The following is a 17,644-nucleotide window of genomic DNA, read 5'->3' as shown; positions in this document are numbered from 1 at the left end:
TTATATATGTAAGCGCTAATATATGGGAGGTAAATTTGATGACACAATTTGAAAATAATAATTTTAGGGATGTATTACTTAATCGTCATTCAGTTCGTCACTTTGATAAGACTGTAAAAATTCCTCGTGAAGAACTTAGAGAAATGATCAAGGAAACAATTACTGCACCATCAGCATGTAACTTGCAAGCTTGGCAGTTTATCGTAGTAGACACTGACGAAGGTAAGAAGAAATTGCATGAATTTTACATGCCATTTAATAATCCGCAAATTGATACTTCAAGTGCAATTATTCAAATTTTTGGCAATACTTTAGCATTTAAGAAGTATCGTGCCTTATGGGATCATATGTATGAAGAAAAGAGAATTTCTAAGGAAGAATTAGATAAGGTTTACAACACTTTCTTACCATTGTATGAGCATGCAGATAAGACAATGCTTACAGCTGATGCGATGGTTGATTCTTCGCTTGCTGCCATGCAATTGATGTTAGTTGCTCGTGCACACGGTTATGAAACAAATGCAATGGCCGGTTATGATGCTAAAAAAGCTGCTAGTGTGATGGGACTCGATCCAGAACAATATGTTCCAGTGATGGGTATTGCGATTGGTAAACCAGATACAAGCGTACAAGAATTGAAGTCAGTTAGATATCCAGTTGATGATATTTTGAAATTTGAATAGACGAGAGAAGCGGTATTAAAAAATACCGCTTTTTAAACACTTACTTTACGTAAGAAAGGACCGGTACTACAATATAATTATCAACTAACAAAAAGTAAGATAATTATAGAAAGTGTCATTGTTATGAAAAAATTATCAGATAAAGTAACTTTTAAACATGGTGCAGTTATTAATAATCGTATGGTTCAACCCCCAATGTTGACTAATAGTGGCTTAGAAGGTGCAGTTACTGATGATACGCTTGCTTACTGGAAAGCACGTGCAAATTCGGCAGGTTTAGTTATTTCAGAATATAATTATGTTAGTCCAGCAGGCGGCCCAGCAATTACTTGGGCAGATGATCGAACTCAATTAGCAGTTTATGATGATAAATTTTTACCTGGCTTAACCAAGATGGCAAAGACAATGAAGTCAGGCGGCAATAAAGCACTTCTTCAAATTGCCCACACTGGACGAGAAGCAAATTATCGCGCTCACTTGGGCTTACCAGTATATGCCCCTGATACGGCAAACTATCCATTTTTACCTTATGGAGTCCAAGCCTTCACGACTGAACAAGTCGATCAAGTGGTAAAAGATTTCGGGGCTGCAACTAAGCGGGCAATTAATGCTGGTTTTGATGGTGTTGAAATTCATGGAGCCAACCACTACTTAATTCAGCAATTCTTCTCACGATTCTCTAATCATCGTGATGATAAGTGGGGAGATTATGAAGCATTTCCTCTAGCAGTTGCTAAAGAAGTATTTGAAGTAGTTAAAAAGTATGCATCTAAGAACTTTATTATTGGCTACCGTATTAGTCCTGAAGAGATTAATCCAGATAATGTTGGTTACACTTGGCAGGAGTCAACTGAATTGATTAATAAGTTAACTAATAAGTTTGACTTTGACTATATTCACTTATCACTCCCTGACTATAAGGCTAAGCCAAAAGATTCTGATAAGACATTTGCGGAACTATTTAGACCAGTGATTGGTGAGGATACAAAGTTAATCATTGTTGGGGATGTAATGAGTCAGGCAGATGCAGAAGATGCTTTGAATTATACCGATTTAGTAGCAGCTGGTCGTGCACAGCTAATTGATGCCAACTTTGCAGCTAAGGTAGTTGCTGGTAAAGGAAATGAAGTAATCACTGAAATGTCAGAAGCAGAAGAAAAGGAGCAAGCCTTAACACCTGGCTTACATAAAGTGATGGATATGGAAACTAAGCGTCCTGATTTTGCTAAGGTTTTAAGAGAAGTTGACTATAGCAAGGCTCTTAAGGTTAAGTAAATTTATTTCTAAACATTTGTCAGTTTGTTAATTCCGTTTTATAATCATAGAAAAAGAAAAGGATGATAACAATGGGACTAACTTTTAACAATCCTAACAACTTACAACAAATGCTTGATAAATTTGCGACTGTTCCAGATCCCAAAAAGACGCCGAAAAGACCAGGTGAAGGTCTTGATAAGCCTAAAAAGAATGGTGGTCAAACTCCAAATGTCATTAATGAGGAGAAGGAACCTGAAGTAAAGAGTAAAAAGAAGAAAGATAAGAAGTAGTATAAAATCCACTAAAGCAGGACTATATCATTTAGACGTGGTCTTTATTTATGTCTAATTGAAATAGTCCTGCTTTAGTTTTTGAATCAAATCAACTAGTTCATGATTTGTATCATTTTTAATAATAAAATCATAAACTGGTTCGTACTTTAAGACAGGAATCAGGAGATCTGGATCAACAGAAGGAAGAATAGAAATCATCGATTTTTTATTGAGCTGGTTAAGTTCTTTTGCCTCTGTAGTATTTTCCATTTTTCGGGATGCTTGAGAGGGCGGATAGCCAGTGCCCCAAGGCTGTTTAAAGAGGGATTTCATAGTTTCCGCAAAATTAATTTCTCCGCTCCAACCCCAATTTAGACCTAGAGGAAAAGAAGCTACGTTTCCATTATTAATATGACTGAATAAAAAAGCATCTTGTGGAGTAGGAATGTAGCCACATTGAATATTTGGAAAAGTGTTGCAAGCCAGCATCATTCCTTGGCCAGATGAGCATCCAGTAACAATGAAATTTAAAGATTTACTATTAATCAATAATGCAATTGCTAGGGAAATTTGAACGTAGGATAGTTGAATTTTACTGTCTGGATAAATGCCGAAGTTGATTAATTTATCGTCAGAGTTAATTGCTGCATTTAAATAATGTTCTAAAGTTTTGTTTTTTCTTTTTGAGAACTCGCTTGAATAAGACCAATTTTCATTATTAGCTTCTTTCTAAAAAAATATTCTATTTTAATTATAAGTCTAATAGTAAAGGTAAGTATTAAAACTATTTTCTTTATTGACATTAAAGCAATCAAGTAACTTAGTTGCAGCCCAATCTGTGTCGTCTGCTTCAAAGAAAATAGAGGAATACTTATTGAACATTTTGCTTAAAACTGCCTGAATAAATAGATCACATGACTTTTCGCTAAATGAGCAGATATAAGCTATCTCATTTTTTTCAGTAAAAACGAAATTTTCAATTTTCCCATCTTTATTTGTACTGTAATAGCCAGTTTTGGTTGGAACTTCTTTGACAAAAGTATTTTCAGAAACAGTTAAAGGAGATACAGCTTGATGCACTTCTTGATAGTATTGATACAGCAAATGACATGGCGCAGAGTAATTTTTACTATTTGCATTGAAGGGATGGATAGAATAATTAGAATTAAGCTGTATTTTCAAATCTTTTTTTGTTACTTCAGGAGTGTAGCATTGACGTTTACATTTAAATCCATTTTGAAGTAATAAATGGATTAAATTAGTATTAGTTGAATCAGTCATTACTTGAAGGGATTGACCTTCGATTTGCTTGATTTTGCTAAATGGAAAGTAAGTAGGATATTTAGTCAGGTTAAATTTTAGATAAAGATACTTATTATGGAATTCGTTATGGTAAGTAGTAATAGTGCCTATGTCTTTTTCATCGCACCAAACAATATATTGATTATTTTTAATCTTTTTAATTTCTACAGACATTTTTCCATTCATCCCTTAATATTCCATATTTCATGGAATCGTAATATTTACCATTGTAATATCGTACTTTCCTAATTTGAGCTTCTTTTTGAAATCCGAGTTTCTCAGCAACGTGCATCATCGAAGGATTACCAGACCAAGTTGTTAACCCAATGTGCTCCAGCTTGTCAATATTTTGAAAAATATGATTAATCCAAATTTGTAGCGCAGTTGTGCCGTAACCACCGCTCCATTTGTTTGAATCATAGATTACGATTCCGATTTCAAGCCAGCGAGTTTGTTTATCAATCCAATCTTTTGAAACCATACCGATTGGTTGATTATTTACTATAATGCAGCGACAATCTTCACTTAATAAATATTTAGCAATGGTGCTTTCTTTGAATGATTCAGAATTAGTAAATTTCTGATAATCATTGAAGTATGGCGCATTAAATTTGGTCCATTCAGGATGATCGCTTGAAAATCCTTGTTTCCAAATTTCTTTTAATGATGTTTCTGTAAATTGGGTTAAACTAACTTTTTTCATAATGATCTCCTTGATTATTTATTATATTAGCATTTTTTGAAAGCGCTTTATAATATAGATAATGACAGAAGAAGGCGATTGAGATGAAAAATGCAAATGAAATAGTTATTGGTAAACCGGTAAAAATTAGCCATGTTTTAATCGGAGCAGCTGCAATTGTTATACTTTCATTATTTGTTACTGGCTTTGGCTATTTACCATGGTGGGTATTTCTGATTGTTTTAATTCTAGGAATTTTTATTACTTTGCCAACATGCTTTAATTCTTATTGGAGGATTAATAATGAGAAAGTGAAAATTACTTCTTATAGCAATAATGATGCTATTAAATTGATGCAGCTTTTAGGCTTACATAAAAAAGATGAGCAAGTGATAAAACTAGCTAATATTGAAAATACGGAAATTATCTATAAGAAAAATATCAGAATCAGTCCTGTTGATTTTAACCCAGATTATCTTAACTTATATCTTGATACAAAAGATGGACAGAAATACACATTGTCTTTAGGAAATATTGACTATCAAAAGCTTGATACAATTATACAGTTTTTAAAGGAAAATCAAATAGAATTAATAGATAAGCAGGGAATTGTGCAACTTTTAAGAGAAAATAAGAATTTGTTTACTCATTTTCACAATAAAAAATGGACAGCTGTTTGATTACTATAGAAGAAATACGGTCTAGGACATTGAGTCTTAGATCGTATTTTTTGCTAGTCTATTTAATTATTTCCCTTTTTTTAGATACTTATCGCCTGCTAAACTGCGGTAAAAATTGGCAACAGTTTGACGATAATATGGTTGAAGGTAAAGGGAGAGCAGAAAGTTGATGATAGCGATTAGAATAATTGCAATTAAATATGCAATCAATGCTTGGAAAATGAGATCAGCTAACGGTTTATTAAATGGTTTCAGGTAAAGAAAAGCAATAACTATTCCAATTAAAGTAATAATAAAATACCAAATATTGAAAGTTAACCAAATGATGAATAAAGTAGTTTTATTGCCTTTCATGATCTTGCGTGATTCACTGATTGCTTCTGTTGCTGTCATTTCGTGCTTTGAATCAATCATATCCTTCATAATGTAAGGCGTCATTGCGTAGGAAAAACTTTTAATGATCCCTGGAACTATTAATAAAAGTCCCCAGAAAAAAGTAAATAGAGTAGTTAGTAAGCTAGTAAGGAACGTTTTAGAAAAATAGCCATTAGTAAAACTAGAAAAAATTGCTTTAAAAACATTTGGCTTTTCACCTGTATCTCTAAAAGCCAGCGTTGAATATTGAACTCCCCAGGCAAGCATAGTAGCAATCAAGGCGGTAATTATAGTGAATATGCTCCAGCCTAAGCCTTGCCACCATGAAACCAGATAAAGATTATTAGTATTAAAACTACCGGTCCAGACATAATTAGTTATGTATTCAAGGAATAAGTTAATAATTCCAGGAATAATTAACAATCCAATTACCCACAGCCAGTTACCTTTAAGCTGTTTACGAGCAGTTTGTCTTAATTCTTTGCGGTTGATTTCCATTATTTGATCCTTTCTTAGTGAAAATAAAAGGCTTCTAGCTCAAAAAGGTTAGAAGTCTTTGCTTTCTTAGTCTTCATTTTTGCTTTGATCCCAAATTTTTTTAGCAGCTGGAATTTTTCCTAAATTGCTAATTTCGTCTTTATCAACGACGATTAAATTGTTAGGACCCTGAGCAAGTTGGTTGAAGCTATCAAGACTTTGATTTCTAAAGTAGCCTTCACCAGCCTGATCAAGTGATTCTTGCAATTTCTTAATTCGGTAAGCATCCGCATCTGCTTGCGTTTTAATAGCTTCTGCATTTGCTTTAGCAGTTGCAACTAGAGCATCATTTTTAGCCTTAGTGGTTAATTCAATATTTCTTGCTTCACCTTCAGCACGTGCAATCGCAGCAGTCTTTTCACGGTCGGCTGTTAACTGTTTGTCCATTGCCTTTTGAATTTCTGGACTAGGAAGCAATTCGTCAACATTGACCCGAACAACGCGAATGCCGTAAATATCAGTCAAATCGCCAATTGCATCCGCAAGTTGCGCGTTAATCTGACTAGTTGAACCCAAAGCTTCATTTAATTCCATTCGACCAATAATATCACGAAGGTGACCACGAATTAATTGCACCATCGATTCAACAGAATCAGTGTTGTTGTAGAAGTACTTGTAAGAATCAGTGACAAGATAGTTTAAAGTTAGGCTAGTAGTAATTTCAGCATTATCTTTGGTAATAATTCGGTATTTAGAAATTTCTAAAGGCTGAAGAGCTAGCGAAACTTTTCTAATTCTTTGAACTCCAGGAAAAATCATCACAAAGCCTGCTTTTACAGTGCGTGAATACTTACCTAATGTTTCAACTAAGCCTTCATAGTTTTGCGGAACAATATGAAAGCTTAAAGCTAGTAAAACTAAAAGTAAGATCACCAAAACAATTAGTAAAATTCGCATTAACATAATACTTTGACTCCTTTTCTTAATTTTGACTTATATTATCCCAATATTTTTAGTAAAATGAAATAGTTTTTAAAATATTTTTCAGATAAAAATTATTTAGGCGCATAAAAATCGATTATAATTGTAGAAAGTAGAAGATGAGGTGGACATATAATGACTATTGGTGAATTGCTAAAACAAACAAGACAATCTCTCGGCTTAACTCAAACAGAGATGGCAGCCGGCATTGTTTCAACTTCTTATTATTCAAAAGTAGAACGAAATATTCATCAAATTAGTGCTGATGAATTAATTGCTATTCTCAATAGACATCATATTGACAATGCAGCTTTCTTTGCTCATCTTTCTAGTTCTAATTCTCAGAAAAAAAGAGATTTTATAAAAGAAATAGGGGATGCTTATGAGAAAAAAGATAAGCAAACGCTTTTGGCAATAAAAAAAGATATCGATCAATTGCCAGATTCTAAGCAAAAAAAGTATTATCAGCTGCAAATTGAATTGGTTTTGAATGTTTATTTAACAAAAGCAGATGATATTCCAGATGAATTAAAGAACGATTTGAAGAAATTTGTTTTTCAAGATAATAATTGGAATGAAAATTCGCTGCAGTTATTTAGAGAAACGATTCGTGTTTACGATATAGATGAGCTAACTTTTTTAGTAAATGCAATTTTAGTTAAGTATCAACAGCCAGCCGAGTTGCCTATAAAGACGCAAGAGATCTTAGGAGGAATTTGCATTAACTTTTTAGATAAGTGTTATGAACACAACACACCTGAATTGATAAAGCAACCACTACAATATATCTCAAAACTTTCAAATGCTTCGGAATTACTTTTAGTTAAAATACTTAAGAATTATTATCAAGCTGTTTTCAATAAAAATATAGATGAAGTAAAGACTATTGGTGGTGTTCTTGAAAAAGCAGGATGGAAAGATTTCGTTTCTGTTTTGCCTCATCTAAGCAACTAAATGTGCGTATACGACAATGCAATTTCTATTACGACAAAGCAGTCTCTTCTTATTTACCTTGCTCAATAATAATTGCAGCGAGGTGAACAAAATGAATTACTTATTTCATTATTTAAGAAAAAGACCTGGGGCAGTAGGAATTGTAATTGTTTTAACTATTATTACTTCGGTTCTAAGAGTGACGCATGCTTTAATTAACGTAAATATTTTTAATGCCTTAATTAAGTTAGAATCTCATGGCTTCTTTTATTGGGTGATAATTGATATTGCAGTGTTTGCGGTCTTGTCTGTTTTCTTAGTATTGATGCAAATCCAAATGGCTAAGACAGTGCAGCTTTTGAGTCTAGACTTAAGAAAAGATATTATTCGTCAATTATCAGGAAAATCAATTGAGGAATTTAATAAGCAAGACACGGGAGTTTATGCGTCTTGGTTAACTAATGACGTGACTACGATCGAAAATGATGGCTTTTACAATATTTTGCAGAGCGTACAAATCATTACAGATCCTTTGTTTTCAATGATTGCCTTAGCTAAGTTCTCATGGACTTTTATCCCAATTATTGCTTTAGTTTCTTTTTTAACAGTGTTTTTACCGCAACTTATTCATAAAAGACTTGCTAGTGCTAGTCTTTCGACGACTAAGGCTAATGAAAAATTATTGAATGTTATTAATGATAGCTTACGGGGATTTAATACCTTTTCAATTTTTGGAGTTGAAAAGCAATTGGAGGCTAGAGTTACTGAAGCAGCATTATTTTTATTAGATAAAAAGGTTAAGCAAGCGAAGTACCAATCAATTGCTAATAATATCGCAGGTTTTTCTAATATTTTAGGTCAAGTTGGAATTCAAGCGTGGACCGGCTATTTAGCGCTTGAAAAGATAATTTCAATTGGTGTAATAGGTTCGTCTGGAAATTTAGCTTATAACGTTTTTAACTCTTTAGCTGTAATTGCACCGATATGGACTGAAATGACAGCGTTAAAACCAATTTTTGATAAGTATCATTTAACTGAGAAAAAGAATTATAAAGAAGAGGGACAAGATTGTACTGAAAATAAGTTTGATTCCTTGGAAGTAATTAATTTACAGAAGAAGTATCAAGATAGAGAGGTATTTGCTCATCCGATAAATCTATGTATTTTAAAAAATCAAAAAGTTGGAATCTATGGCAAATCGGGTAGTGGTAAGACTGCTTTTATGAAAATTATTTCTGGACAAATAAGAAGTTATACCGGTGAGATTCAGCTGAATAAAGTAGAACTAAATCGATTAAAGTATAGTGCTCTACAGAAAATTTTACTTTATGTGGAGCAAACTCCATATTTATTCAATGATACTGTTCGTTATAACTTAACCTTAGGAGAACATTTTACAGATAATGAAATAATCGACGCGCTAAAAAAGGCTAATCTATGGAAAACAATAAGTAACTTACCTGATGGACTAAATACAGAAATAAATGAAAATGGTAACAACTTTTCTGGCGGACAAAAGCAGAGGCTTGCTTTGGCTAGAGGTTTATTGAGAAAGAGAAAACTATTTTTACTTGATGAAAGTACTAGTAATTTAGATAAGAAAACTGCGCTTAAAGTGGAGAATACTTTTTTAGGGCTAGAGGATGCAACTGTAATCTTTGTTAGTCATCAACTTCATAATGAAAATAAGTCTGCTTTTGACCAAATAATTGAAATTTAAAGAATTGCTTATTAAATATTAGTGTAATAGAATAAATTTGTGAAAGCGATTTATTAAAAATATTCATTTAAGGAGTAGAAAATGAACGCAATTTTTAAAAGAAGAGCTGTTAGAGAATATACTAGTAAAAAAGTAGATGAAGAAAAGATTCAAAAGTTAATTGATGCTTTTCAAGCTGCACCGTGTGCACTGCACCAAACTGAAGTTATGGAGCTAAGTGTAATTACCGATCCAGAACTTCTTAAGAAAATTGAGGACAATACTAACAATTCTTGCTATAATGCACCACTTGTTTTTATGATCAATACTAAAAAAGATAGTCAATTTGGTGAAAGAGATGCTTCGGTAGCAGCAGAAAATGTAATGGTTGAAGCTGTTGATTTGGGCCTAGCTTCTGTTTATGTAATGGGTGGAGTAATTGCACTAAATAAATTCCCTGAGGTTCAAAAAGAGTTGGGAATGGATGAGGGTTACGAAACTTCAGTACTTTTGCCAATTGGCTATCCTGCTGATAATGGAAAGCCTGAAGATAGATCAAATCGTTATAAGATTGTGAGAAAATAATTGGAGATAGTAAAAAACATTGATCCTAAGTCTGGACCAATGTTTTTTATTTGCTCAAGTCAATAATTCTATCAAACATTTCTTTTTCTTGGTGTGAGATCTTATGAGCAACTTCAATTACTGCAAAATTCGAATTTTTGAGTAAAACTTGATGTATTTGCAATGATAGTTCATTGTCTAAAGCGCTCGTTGCCTCATCGGCTAGCAAGATTGGACGTTTAGCCAAAATAGATCTGGCAATTTCAATTCTTTGAATTTGACCACCAGAAAGATTATTACCGTTTTGACCCACCTGGTAATCAAGGCCCTTTTCTTTGACTAAATCCGTTAGACCAGCTAATTTAATTGCTTCATTTAAATCTTCTTCTGAATATTTTTTACCTAAGGTTAAGTTAAAATGCAAGCTGCGGTCAAACATGAATGGCTTTTGATTAATGTATCCAAAGTAATCATGCGATTTTTGCCAATTACCGGTTACATTTTGTTGATCAATTATAATGGCACCACTCGTTGGCTGTAATTGACCGATTAATAGGCGGAGTAAGGTTGTTTTTCCAAAGCCACTTGGAGCCATTAAAAGGACCTTTTCATTAGCATTAACAGTGAAGCTTACGTTCTTTAGGATAGCTTTATCATCAACTGTATATGTTAATTTCTCAACTGATAGCTGGTTAAACGATAGATTTGCAGCATTTTCATTTTTATTATTAAAATTGATTGCTTTTTGAACTTTATCCCAAATCGGTTTAGTCGAACGAATTTGATTGAGCTGATCAAAAATCATTGTAATTGGATTAATGAAGTCGTTGGATAGCTGCACGATCATCACTAAAGTACCAGCACCAATTTGACCATTAAACATTAAAATTGCTCCAACTAAGAATGGAATAATAAAGCTGAAAATGTCAGCAATAGTAATAATTAGCGTAGAAATCGCACCTTGAGTGTAGTTTAAAGCTCTTAATGCATTTTCCATTTGTTTTGCCTGCTTGGCGACATAAGAAATAACAGGTATTTGTGCATCATACAGCATGGTTGTTTTTGATCCATTAATTGCATCAACTGCAGCTTGAGTATATTCAGCATTTTGCTTTTCCCAGATAGCAGATTTATCTTGAATATCCTTAATGAAGAACTTTTGAATAAAACCAGGAATAATTGTAGCAATAACGAAAATGATAGTTAGAAGCCAGGAATTGATCAGACCGACCAAGATTGAAATTGCAAAAGCAGCAATCTCAGAAATAATCATTAATTCATTCGTAATTTTTAATGATTCGATTTGTTTTAGGTCATTAGTCATTAAATTTAGACCGTCTTTTTGTGAATCATTTTGTTGAGCAATTAAATAAGTGATAGTTTTCTCTTTCAACTTCAAGTTGATATCACGTGTAATATCAGAACGTAAATATCTATAAGCAAAATTGAGAAACATAATAACAATCAGTAATGCTGCTCCCAATGCAGCGATAAGAATTAATTGTTTTAATGAGCCACGATGATATTGCGCGCTGTTAAGCATAATCTTCGTGACATAAGCGATAACGACATTACCACAAGCACTTATGCAGGCTAAAAAGACATAAAGTGCTAGCTTCTTTTTGTTAGCAAACTTTAGTGACATAAATATACCTTTCTAGACCCCATCAAAGTGACTTCATTTAAGTCGTTTCTTCTTTGATGAAAATAATATAGCATATTTTGTTGAAAATTAAAATAGTATTAGATATTATTTTAATAAAAGAATTTGGAGGAAGTGTACATGCAAGAAAATGTAATGTCGTTTGTTAATATTTCACCTTTATTTATTGCAATTATTATTGGTTTTGTATTTTCATTTAATGAAAATACTTCTATAAAAATACCTGCTATTGTAGTTATTGCTTCAACAATTATTAGCTTTCTTTTTCCAATTTTTAATTTAAAATCTTGGGTGACTTATCCAGCAATTATCTCTGAAAGTGCAATGTTTGTATTGGCTGCAAGATTATTAAGTAAAAAACTGAAAATGTGGCTGGCCTGGATTTTGGGAGTTGCCATAGGTTTTGCTTGGGCGATTGGACTGTTTATTTTGCTAGGAGTGACTTTTAATATTTAATGTTCATTAGAAAGTATAAAGATTCTGATTTCGACCAATTGTGTCATGTGATGGATCGTGCGCGAATGCAGGAATTAGAGACAGCTAATATGGAGCAGGTGTTTATCCAATTGAAGGATGCTCCATATTTACGGTATTTGTTAAAATGCAAAATGTATGTAGCTACTAAAGAAGAAAAAATAGTCGGATTCGTTGGGTTACGACCACATGAATTATCGTTTTTATATGTAGATCCAAACTTTCAAAATCATGGAGTCGGGAAGAAATTAATAGAGTTTGCTTTAAAGCGATTAGAAAGACCGATAAAGCTAGATGTGTTTACTGATAACTTGGCAGCCAAAGCATTGTATGAAAAATACGGTTTTAAAGTAGTAAAAACTGTAGTTGAAAAGTGGTCTGATGAGTATCCAATAGAATTTTCGCAGGATACGATGGAGATGAAGTAAGTTATAACAGAAACCAATAAAGAATATTGAGGATCGAAGTTATGATTATAGATACGAAAAAATTACAAAAAGCAGTTATTGAGAACAAGAAAAAACATAATTTTAATACTACTGATGTTAAGTTTGAACTTCTTTTGCTGTACGGTGAAGTGAATGAACTGTTTCAAGCTTGGTTAAAAGAAGACCAAGAAAATATCAATGAAGAGCTGGCTGATGTAGCAATATTTTTACTAGGAATATCCGAAATGCTTGGTAGTGATCTTGGTGAAGATATTGTTAAGAAAATGAAAATTAATGCAAAACGAAAATATGTGCACGGAAAGAAGATAATTAGTGATGACTAAAGTAGAACTTACTCGTTTTAGAATTAAAAAAGGGAAAGAAGCTAAAGCGCAAGAATGGATGGACTTTCTAAATGAGCATCACGCTGATACTGTCGCAACAATGGCTGGTGAAAAGATGTACGTGGAGAGCGTCTTTAAAGAGGAAAATCCAGATGGATATACCTATTTTTACTGGTATTCGGTTCAAGGAGAAGGCGGAAATGCCGTTGAAGAATCAGAAAGCTATATTGATAAGAAACATGTTGAATATTGGGACGAATGTATCGATATGGAGTATAAGCCAGTTGATATGGAATTGGAAGAAGATTTGATTGCACCGGCTGTTGAGAAGGTAATTGAAAAGGATGCGTAATGCTAAATGAAAGCATGGAAAATTAGTGGAAGTATTGTATTGATCTTATTTATAGTGATTAGTATATTTCTTTGCGTTAGAAAAATTGACGGCGCAGGTGTAGTACAAACACCTGAAATGAGAATTATTACTTTAATTATCTGGGGAGTATTTGGATTAATCATTTTAATCAGTTATCTAATTTGGCTGGCAATTTTAAAGCATAGTAAAAAGTAATATGTCAAACTATAGAAAATAAGATTAGTCGAAATGCTTGTATGGAAGCGTTAAAACAAGCACAAATTAAGGATAATTATGGGTCATTTTTTGAATTAGTGGCTGATTATGAGCAAGATGAATTAGATAAGCGAATAGATTTATTAACTAGGATTGAAAAAGAAAGAAAATTCGCACAAAGTCAAACTAGATTGGATAAGTTTGACAAGTAATTAGTAAGACTAAAGCAGATTCTGGTATGAACCTGCTTTTTTATTTATTGCAAAGTATAAAATGAGTATAAAATATGCATTTAAATCTAAGTGATGCAAAGTATCAAACTTCATTAGTTTAAGGAGTTAGAGGAAGTGGAAAGACAGTTTTTCTTTTAAATGTTCAAAGAAATTATGAAAAAGATAAAAATCATTATTTTGTTCGGTTAAACTTGGGTTACTACAAAATTATGTTTCTGTATATCGAGCACGCTTATTAGATGATCAATTAATCTATGCTCCCGAACGTGGATACGTAAGTTTTACATTGCCTTTCTTTTCAGATTTTATTCGATGGTATAAAGAAAATCATTTAATTTAAATAGCATTAACAAGCTAAGAAAAAATTCCTTTCATGTTGATTTAAACATTAGTTAAATAAGTCATAAGCAGAGGCTGTAAAGGATCTCTGCTTATTTTTTTAGTTAAAAATTTTATAAGTAATCTATTGAAATATTAATTATATTTAAGTAATATTTAATTTAATTAAAAAACAAAAGATGAAAATGAGGTGGGACGATTGCATAATTATCCGTTTGTTTTACATAAATTTGTAACTGGTAAACATGATGTTGAGTTAGTTTTACCTGAAACTTGGCAAGCGAAAGATTTGTTTGATCAACTTCAAAAAAATCTAGTTGAATTCTCTAAATGGTTAGTTTGGGCTAAAAAAATTGATTCTGTTCAAAAAGAAGTAGATTCAATTAAGCAATTCCAACAGAAAATGGTTGATGGTACGGCATTTAATTTGGTTATTTTAGTTGATAAAAATCCAGCTGGCATGATTGACTTGCATGACTTAAATTCAGAGTCAGGCGAAGTTGGATATTGGCTGTCGAATGATTTTCAGCATTTAGGAATTATGACTGAATCCGTCGAATTTCTTAAAAAGTATGCATTTGAACAATTAGGACTCAAATATTTAATTTTAAGAACTCATCCTCAGAATTTTGCAAGTCAGAATGTAGCTAAGCGAAGTAGATTTGAGTATCAAGGAATTGATGATAATGATCATAAAAAATTTATCTTAAAAAAATAATATTAGGAGAAAAGAAACATGGAATTAAAAAAGGTAACTAATCAAAATCTTTGGGATGTTGTAAATCTTAAAGTCAAATCAGATCAAAAAGAATATGTTGCAGATAATGCGACTAGTTTGCTAGAAGCATATGCAACTAAAAATGAAGGTGAAAAGGTTGAGACCTTTGCTATCTATGAAAAAGATAATTTAGTTGGCTTTGTAATGATTAACTTTAATGTATACCACTGGGAAGGTGCACCAAAAGTTGCTCGTAATAATTATTGCTTGTGGCGTTTTATGATTGATCAAAAATATCAAGATCAGGGATTAGGGGTAGATGCGTTAGCTGTGCTTATTAAATATATAAAAACAATGCCTTTAGGAAATGGAAATAAATTGTATCTTTCTTACGTCCCTTCAAATTTTGCTGCTGAACAGCTATACAAGGCTGCTAGTTTTGTGCCTAATGGTGAAAAAATTGAAGAAGAAATTGTTTTAGTTTTAGATTTGGAGAAATAAATTTATGAAAAGCTTATTTAAATTAATGATTAAAGGAGTGGGAATATGGTTTATCCTATTAATGCTCTATTTTGTGATTAATTTATTCATCAATTTTAATGTTCTTCAAATCTCTAATCTTTTCGGCGTACGATTAATAATTGACGTATCAAAAGGAAGAGCAGTAACGATGAGCGGTATTGCACCTAATTTTTATATTAGTTTATTACTTTTTACTCTTTTTTATGGAGGAATAGCGTTTTGGATAAACAAGAGAAGAAGCAAAATATGAAGTAAGATCGACTTATTGATTGGGCAAAGCGACTTCAAAGTTTGGCGCAAGCTGGCTTAACCTATGGAAAAGATAATTTTGACTTAGAACGATATCAAGAAATTCGTGATATCTCAGCTGAAATGATGGCAGAAATAGTTAAAGAGGTTATAGATTTTTAATCCATTCATCTAAATCGTCTAAAGAACCAATTTTTTTTAATATTACCGTTTTCTACTTCTTTCTTTCCCTGTAATGCTTCAGGTGTGTTTAAAAAGTTAGTAGCCTTTCCAACAATTGTTTTAACTTTAGTTGAATCATAAAGATTTATATAGCATTTAATATCTTTTTTCATAATTAATTACCATTTTCTATAAAACTTTTTTGCTATTGTATCTTATTTTCAGTATTAAGAGAAAGTGAATAAAAATAATGACATCAAAATTAATTATAATTCGTGGAAATTCTGGCAGTGGCAAAACTACATTATCTAAAGAAATTCATTATCGATTGCCGCGCAATACATTATTGATTCCGCAAGATACAGTTAGAAGGAAAATGCTGAATGTTAAAGACGGAGAAAAGACATTTGCTTTGCCTTTATTAGAAAATTTGCTTGAATATGGTTATCATCACTGCTCTTACACTATCTTAGAAGGTATCTTGAATGCAAAATGGTATACCGATTTGTTTAAGAAATCTCAGCAGCTTTTTGGTAGTCAAATTTATGCTTATTATTTTGATATTCCATTTGAAGAAACAATAAGGCGACATAAAGCTCGTCATGAATATTCTTTTGGTGAAGAAAAAATGCGCTCCTGGTGGAATGAAGAAGATTATATTGGCTTTATTCCGGAGTGTGCCTTTACCAGTCAAATGAATTTAGCTGACGAAATTTCAATTGTGATGAATGATATTCAAGTAGAGGACCAATAATGATTTTGATTGAAAAATTAAATCAAAAGTTACAAAGTAATTTGAAACCAATCAACCATGAATCGCTTAATAAAACCTTTGTAGGTTATAGTAATTTGTATCAGCAGTCAGTTTTTGTAAAACAATTTGCTAAAGAGCAAGGATGTTATACAGAAGAAACGGTTACAAGGCAAATGAATGATCGAGTGATAACGACTTTTTCAATTGATAACAGATATATTTTAGTATTAAAAGACGTTGAACCTCGAGATATTCCCTCAACTATTGATCAAAATTTAGCTTTTGAAATGGGACAAGTTTTAGGTGAGTTTCATATGCAAATTAAGCCTTTTCCTAAGATTAAGGTTGTCCAAAATCAATTTGATGACTACTTGTCAGAGATAGATACTTTTCAAGATTCTTTCTATAAAAGTCAGTTAAATAAAGTAGCTGAAAAATTTATGACGCATAAAAATGAAATTCAAAAAGATCTGAAAAATAATTCATATTTTGTTTTACATGGGGATGTAGGAATCAGAAATTATAAGTATATCGGTGGGAAGTTAACTTTAATTGATTTTGAAAAAGCACGTCTTGGTCCTGTATATCAAGACTTTATCAAATTGTTTTATCAAGATTTCTCATTGAATCCGGATTTAATTGACTCATTTTTAAAGGGATATTCTACTAAAAACTCGGATTATCAACTATTAGGTTTGACGAAACAATATCTAATTTTCACAACAGCAGTTGGAATCTTTAATTACACTGAGAAAATTGAAGATATAGCTTTTAAGAAAGTTGGTGAGCGAATGCTCGCCAGCATAGAGGAATAGCAATGACTCAAGCCTACATTAAAACTTTACGCAAAAAAGTTGGTCATGAACCAATTATTTTAAATTTTGCAGGTGGAATTTTGGCTAATGATCAGAATAAAATCTTACTTCAAAAAAGATCAGATTTTGATGCATGGGGTTTGCCTGGTGGTGCTTTAGAATTTGGAGAATCAGCACAAGAAGCATGTGTTCGAGAGTTCTTAGAAGAAACTGGCTTAAAAGTAAGAACTAAGTCATTGTTAGGTGTCTCAACTAATTTTATCCAACGTTATCCCAATCAAGATGTGGCACAGGCAGTGACCATTGAATTTGTTGTTGAATTGGTAGAAAAAACGTCAAAAGAGGTCAGCTCTGAGACTCTTGACCTGAAGTATTTTTCTAAAAACAAATTACCAAAGATTTTTAACAAGCAACATCAACTTTTTATTTATCATTACTTTGATGAAGACTATCCATTTATAAATTAAGGG

At 32.2% G+C, this 17,644-nt stretch carries 24 protein-coding genes and 2 pseudogenes; 19 read left to right on the top strand and 7 right to left on the bottom strand.

What is annotated here, in order from left to right; genetic code table 11:
• Nucleotides 1-38 precede the first annotated feature (38 nt).
• The 3 genes and pseudogenes from AB5359_RS03115 to AB5359_RS03105 form a co-directional block, all read left to right on the top strand.
• Entirely contained in the window at nt 39-683 is a 645-nt protein-coding gene (locus tag AB5359_RS03115; RefSeq protein WP_020807889.1) for a nitroreductase family protein, read from the top strand.
• A 123-nt stretch (nt 684-806) separates the two neighbouring features.
• Nucleotides 807-1,958 carry an NADH-dependent flavin oxidoreductase gene (locus AB5359_RS03110; RefSeq protein ID WP_048686906.1) on the top strand — a complete coding sequence of 384 codons (1,152 nt, stop codon included), beginning with the start codon at nt 807-809 and terminating at the stop codon, nt 1,956-1,958.
• 71 nt (nt 1,959-2,029) lie between these two features.
• Nucleotides 2,030-2,140 (top strand): annotated as a pseudogene (locus AB5359_RS03105) (SPJ_0845 family protein); the annotation flags it as partial.
• Nucleotides 2,141-2,284: 144 nt separating this feature from the next.
• Here the strand turns inward: AB5359_RS03105 and AB5359_RS03100 are convergent.
• From AB5359_RS03100 to AB5359_RS03090, 3 genes are all read right to left on the bottom strand, one after another.
• Nucleotides 2,285-2,833, bottom strand: coding sequence for an RpiB/LacA/LacB family sugar-phosphate isomerase (locus AB5359_RS03100; RefSeq protein ID WP_232001042.1), 549 nt, complete (start codon nt 2,831-2,833; stop codon nt 2,285-2,287).
• 138 nt (nt 2,834-2,971) lie between these two features.
• Entirely contained in the window at nt 2,972-3,700 is a 729-nt protein-coding gene (locus tag AB5359_RS03095) for a hypothetical protein (RefSeq protein WP_048686910.1), read from the bottom strand.
• Nucleotides 3,672-4,217 (bottom strand): GNAT family N-acetyltransferase, encoded by a 546-nt coding sequence (locus tag AB5359_RS03090; RefSeq protein ID WP_048686911.1) that lies wholly within the window; start codon nt 4,215-4,217, stop codon nt 3,672-3,674. The genes AB5359_RS03095 and AB5359_RS03090 overlap by 29 nt, the downstream gene beginning before the upstream one ends.
• Before the next feature lie 83 nt (nt 4,218-4,300).
• Between AB5359_RS03090 and AB5359_RS03085 the strand changes: the two genes are divergently transcribed.
• Nucleotides 4,301-4,876, top strand: coding sequence for an XRE family transcriptional regulator (locus AB5359_RS03085; protein WP_048686914.1), 576 nt, complete (start codon nt 4,301-4,303; stop codon nt 4,874-4,876).
• Between the two features lie 66 nt (nt 4,877-4,942).
• Here AB5359_RS03085 and AB5359_RS03080 read toward each other — a convergent pair whose 3' ends face one another.
• Nucleotides 4,943-5,749, bottom strand: a complete 807-nt coding sequence (locus tag AB5359_RS03080) for a DUF975 family protein (protein WP_048686916.1) — start codon at nt 5,747-5,749, stop codon at nt 4,943-4,945.
• A 66-nt stretch (nt 5,750-5,815) separates the two neighbouring features.
• Nucleotides 5,816-6,691: an SPFH domain-containing protein gene (locus tag AB5359_RS03075; RefSeq protein WP_020807881.1), complete on the bottom strand. Its 876-nt coding sequence runs from the start codon at nt 6,689-6,691 to the stop codon at nt 5,816-5,818.
• A gap of 153 nt (nt 6,692-6,844) precedes the next feature.
• Between AB5359_RS03075 and AB5359_RS03070 the strand changes: the two genes are divergently transcribed.
• The 3 genes from AB5359_RS03070 to AB5359_RS03060 all read left to right on the top strand — a co-directional run bounded on the left by AB5359_RS03070 (nt 6,845) and on the right by AB5359_RS03060 (nt 9,926).
• Nucleotides 6,845-7,663, top strand: a complete 819-nt coding sequence (locus AB5359_RS03070; RefSeq protein ID WP_048686918.1) for a helix-turn-helix domain-containing protein — start codon at nt 6,845-6,847, stop codon at nt 7,661-7,663.
• A gap of 91 nt (nt 7,664-7,754) precedes the next feature.
• Complete coding sequence (locus tag AB5359_RS03065; RefSeq protein WP_368280076.1) at nt 7,755-9,362, top strand: ABC transporter ATP-binding protein; 1,608 nt, start codon at nt 7,755-7,757, stop codon at nt 9,360-9,362.
• An 81-nt stretch (nt 9,363-9,443) separates the two neighbouring features.
• Nucleotides 9,444-9,926, top strand: coding sequence for a nitroreductase family protein (locus AB5359_RS03060; protein ID WP_048686922.1), 483 nt, complete (start codon nt 9,444-9,446; stop codon nt 9,924-9,926).
• Nucleotides 9,927-9,972: 46 nt separating this feature from the next.
• On the opposite strand, the gene AB5359_RS03055 is transcribed toward AB5359_RS03060, so the two are convergent.
• Nucleotides 9,973-11,550 carry an ATP-binding cassette domain-containing protein gene (locus tag AB5359_RS03055; RefSeq protein WP_368280077.1) on the bottom strand — a complete coding sequence of 526 codons (1,578 nt, stop codon included), beginning with the start codon at nt 11,548-11,550 and terminating at the stop codon, nt 9,973-9,975.
• Nucleotides 11,551-11,688: 138 nt separating this feature from the next.
• On the opposite strand from AB5359_RS03055, the gene AB5359_RS03050 reads away from it, so the two are divergent.
• From AB5359_RS03050 to AB5359_RS03010, 9 genes and pseudogenes are all read left to right on the top strand, one after another.
• A complete protein-coding gene (locus AB5359_RS03050) occupies nt 11,689-12,024 on the top strand; it encodes a hypothetical protein (protein ID WP_048686926.1) in 336 nt (111 codons plus the stop codon).
• A complete protein-coding gene (locus AB5359_RS03045) occupies nt 12,024-12,470 on the top strand; it encodes a GNAT family N-acetyltransferase (RefSeq protein ID WP_048686929.1) in 447 nt (148 codons plus the stop codon). Before AB5359_RS03050 ends, AB5359_RS03045 begins: the two co-directional genes overlap by 1 nt.
• Nucleotides 12,471-12,511: 41 nt before the next feature.
• Nucleotides 12,512-12,814: a MazG-like family protein gene (locus AB5359_RS03040; protein ID WP_048686931.1), complete on the top strand. Its 303-nt coding sequence runs from the start codon at nt 12,512-12,514 to the stop codon at nt 12,812-12,814.
• Nucleotides 12,807-13,166 carry a DUF6176 family protein gene (locus AB5359_RS03035; protein WP_048686933.1) on the top strand — a complete coding sequence of 120 codons (360 nt, stop codon included), beginning with the start codon at nt 12,807-12,809 and terminating at the stop codon, nt 13,164-13,166. Before AB5359_RS03040 ends, AB5359_RS03035 begins: the two co-directional genes overlap by 8 nt.
• A 6-nt stretch (nt 13,167-13,172) precedes the next feature.
• The gene (locus tag AB5359_RS03030) at nt 13,173-13,382 is read left to right on the top strand and encodes a DUF3923 family protein (protein ID WP_048686935.1); all 210 of its coding nucleotides are present in this window, start codon (nt 13,173-13,175) and stop codon (nt 13,380-13,382) included.
• 41 nt (nt 13,383-13,423) lie between these two features.
• Nucleotides 13,424-13,594 carry a hypothetical protein gene (locus AB5359_RS03025; RefSeq protein ID WP_232001037.1) on the top strand — a complete coding sequence of 57 codons (171 nt, stop codon included), beginning with the start codon at nt 13,424-13,426 and terminating at the stop codon, nt 13,592-13,594.
• Nucleotides 13,595-14,153: 559 nt separating this feature from the next.
• The gene (locus AB5359_RS03020; protein WP_048686937.1) at nt 14,154-14,672 is read left to right on the top strand and encodes a GNAT family N-acetyltransferase; all 519 of its coding nucleotides are present in this window, start codon (nt 14,154-14,156) and stop codon (nt 14,670-14,672) included.
• Nucleotides 14,673-14,690: 18 nt separating this feature from the next.
• Entirely contained in the window at nt 14,691-15,173 is a 483-nt protein-coding gene (locus AB5359_RS03015; protein WP_368280206.1) for a GNAT family N-acetyltransferase, read from the top strand.
• 285 nt (nt 15,174-15,458) lie between these two features.
• Nucleotides 15,459-15,575, top strand: a pseudogene (locus AB5359_RS03010) (NUDIX hydrolase N-terminal domain-containing protein); the annotation flags it as partial.
• A 35-nt stretch (nt 15,576-15,610) separates the two neighbouring features.
• On the opposite strand, the gene AB5359_RS03005 reads toward AB5359_RS03010, so the two are convergent.
• The gene (locus AB5359_RS03005; protein WP_232001038.1) at nt 15,611-15,778 is read right to left on the bottom strand and encodes a hypothetical protein; all 168 of its coding nucleotides are present in this window, start codon (nt 15,776-15,778) and stop codon (nt 15,611-15,613) included.
• Nucleotides 15,779-15,855: 77 nt separating this feature from the next.
• Between AB5359_RS03005 and AB5359_RS03000 the strand changes: the two genes are divergently transcribed.
• From AB5359_RS03000 to AB5359_RS02990, 3 genes are read left to right on the top strand one after another with little or no spacing between them, the layout of a single operon-like run.
• The gene (locus AB5359_RS03000; RefSeq protein ID WP_048686943.1) at nt 15,856-16,359 is read left to right on the top strand and encodes a kinase; all 504 of its coding nucleotides are present in this window, start codon (nt 15,856-15,858) and stop codon (nt 16,357-16,359) included.
• Nucleotides 16,359-17,174, top strand: coding sequence for a phosphotransferase (locus AB5359_RS02995; protein WP_077410368.1), 816 nt, complete (start codon nt 16,359-16,361; stop codon nt 17,172-17,174). The genes AB5359_RS03000 and AB5359_RS02995 overlap by 1 nt, the downstream gene beginning before the upstream one ends.
• Before the next feature lie 2 nt (nt 17,175-17,176).
• Nucleotides 17,177-17,641 carry an NUDIX hydrolase gene (locus tag AB5359_RS02990; protein ID WP_048686945.1) on the top strand — a complete coding sequence of 155 codons (465 nt, stop codon included), beginning with the start codon at nt 17,177-17,179 and terminating at the stop codon, nt 17,639-17,641.
• Nucleotides 17,642-17,644: the final 3 nt, after the last annotated feature.

Origin of the sequence: Lactobacillus sp. RTP31084st1_F9_RTP31084_210423 (assembly GCF_040919545.1) — a bacterium.
Classification (GTDB): Bacteria; Bacillota; Bacilli; order Lactobacillales; family Lactobacillaceae; genus Lactobacillus; species Lactobacillus paragasseri.
Note: the sequence above shows the minus strand (reverse complement) of the source record. Positions and strands in the feature narration are given on the sequence as shown.

Excerpts from the sequence above, each read along its gene's own strand:
- AB5359_RS03115 (WP_020807889.1), top strand. The coding sequence starts at position 39 with ATGACACAATTTGAAAATAATAATTTTAGGGATGTATTACTTAATCGT.
- AB5359_RS03110 (WP_048686906.1), top strand. The coding sequence starts at position 807 with ATGAAAAAATTATCAGATAAAGTAACTTTTAAACATGGTGCAGTTATT.
- AB5359_RS03095 (WP_048686910.1), bottom strand. The coding sequence starts at position 3,700 with ATGAATGGAAAAATGTCTGTAGAAATTAAAAAGATTAAAAATAATCAA.
- AB5359_RS03090 (WP_048686911.1), bottom strand. The coding sequence starts at position 4,217 with ATGAAAAAAGTTAGTTTAACCCAATTTACAGAAACATCATTAAAAGAA.
- AB5359_RS03085 (WP_048686914.1), top strand. The coding sequence starts at position 4,301 with ATGAAAAATGCAAATGAAATAGTTATTGGTAAACCGGTAAAAATTAGC.
- AB5359_RS03080 (WP_048686916.1), bottom strand. The coding sequence starts at position 5,749 with ATGGAAATCAACCGCAAAGAATTAAGACAAACTGCTCGTAAACAGCTT.
- AB5359_RS03075 (WP_020807881.1), bottom strand. The coding sequence starts at position 6,691 with ATGTTAATGCGAATTTTACTAATTGTTTTGGTGATCTTACTTTTAGTT.
- AB5359_RS03070 (WP_048686918.1), top strand. The coding sequence starts at position 6,845 with ATGACTATTGGTGAATTGCTAAAACAAACAAGACAATCTCTCGGCTTA.
- AB5359_RS03065 (WP_368280076.1), top strand. The coding sequence starts at position 7,755 with ATGAATTACTTATTTCATTATTTAAGAAAAAGACCTGGGGCAGTAGGA.
- AB5359_RS03060 (WP_048686922.1), top strand. The coding sequence starts at position 9,444 with ATGAACGCAATTTTTAAAAGAAGAGCTGTTAGAGAATATACTAGTAAA.
- AB5359_RS03055 (WP_368280077.1), bottom strand. The coding sequence starts at position 11,550 with ATGTCACTAAAGTTTGCTAACAAAAAGAAGCTAGCACTTTATGTCTTT.
- AB5359_RS03050 (WP_048686926.1), top strand. The coding sequence starts at position 11,689 with ATGCAAGAAAATGTAATGTCGTTTGTTAATATTTCACCTTTATTTATT.
- AB5359_RS03045 (WP_048686929.1), top strand. The coding sequence starts at position 12,024 with ATGTTCATTAGAAAGTATAAAGATTCTGATTTCGACCAATTGTGTCAT.
- AB5359_RS03040 (WP_048686931.1), top strand. The coding sequence starts at position 12,512 with ATGATTATAGATACGAAAAAATTACAAAAAGCAGTTATTGAGAACAAG.
- AB5359_RS03035 (WP_048686933.1), top strand. The coding sequence starts at position 12,807 with ATGACTAAAGTAGAACTTACTCGTTTTAGAATTAAAAAAGGGAAAGAA.
- AB5359_RS03030 (WP_048686935.1), top strand. The coding sequence starts at position 13,173 with ATGAAAGCATGGAAAATTAGTGGAAGTATTGTATTGATCTTATTTATA.
- AB5359_RS03025 (WP_232001037.1), top strand. The coding sequence starts at position 13,424 with ATGGAAGCGTTAAAACAAGCACAAATTAAGGATAATTATGGGTCATTT.
- AB5359_RS03015 (WP_368280206.1), top strand. The coding sequence starts at position 14,691 with ATGGAATTAAAAAAGGTAACTAATCAAAATCTTTGGGATGTTGTAAAT.
- AB5359_RS03005 (WP_232001038.1), bottom strand. The coding sequence starts at position 15,778 with ATGAAAAAAGATATTAAATGCTATATAAATCTTTATGATTCAACTAAA.
- AB5359_RS03000 (WP_048686943.1), top strand. The coding sequence starts at position 15,856 with ATGACATCAAAATTAATTATAATTCGTGGAAATTCTGGCAGTGGCAAA.
- AB5359_RS02995 (WP_077410368.1), top strand. The coding sequence starts at position 16,359 with ATGATTTTGATTGAAAAATTAAATCAAAAGTTACAAAGTAATTTGAAA.
- AB5359_RS02990 (WP_048686945.1), top strand. The coding sequence starts at position 17,177 with ATGACTCAAGCCTACATTAAAACTTTACGCAAAAAAGTTGGTCATGAA.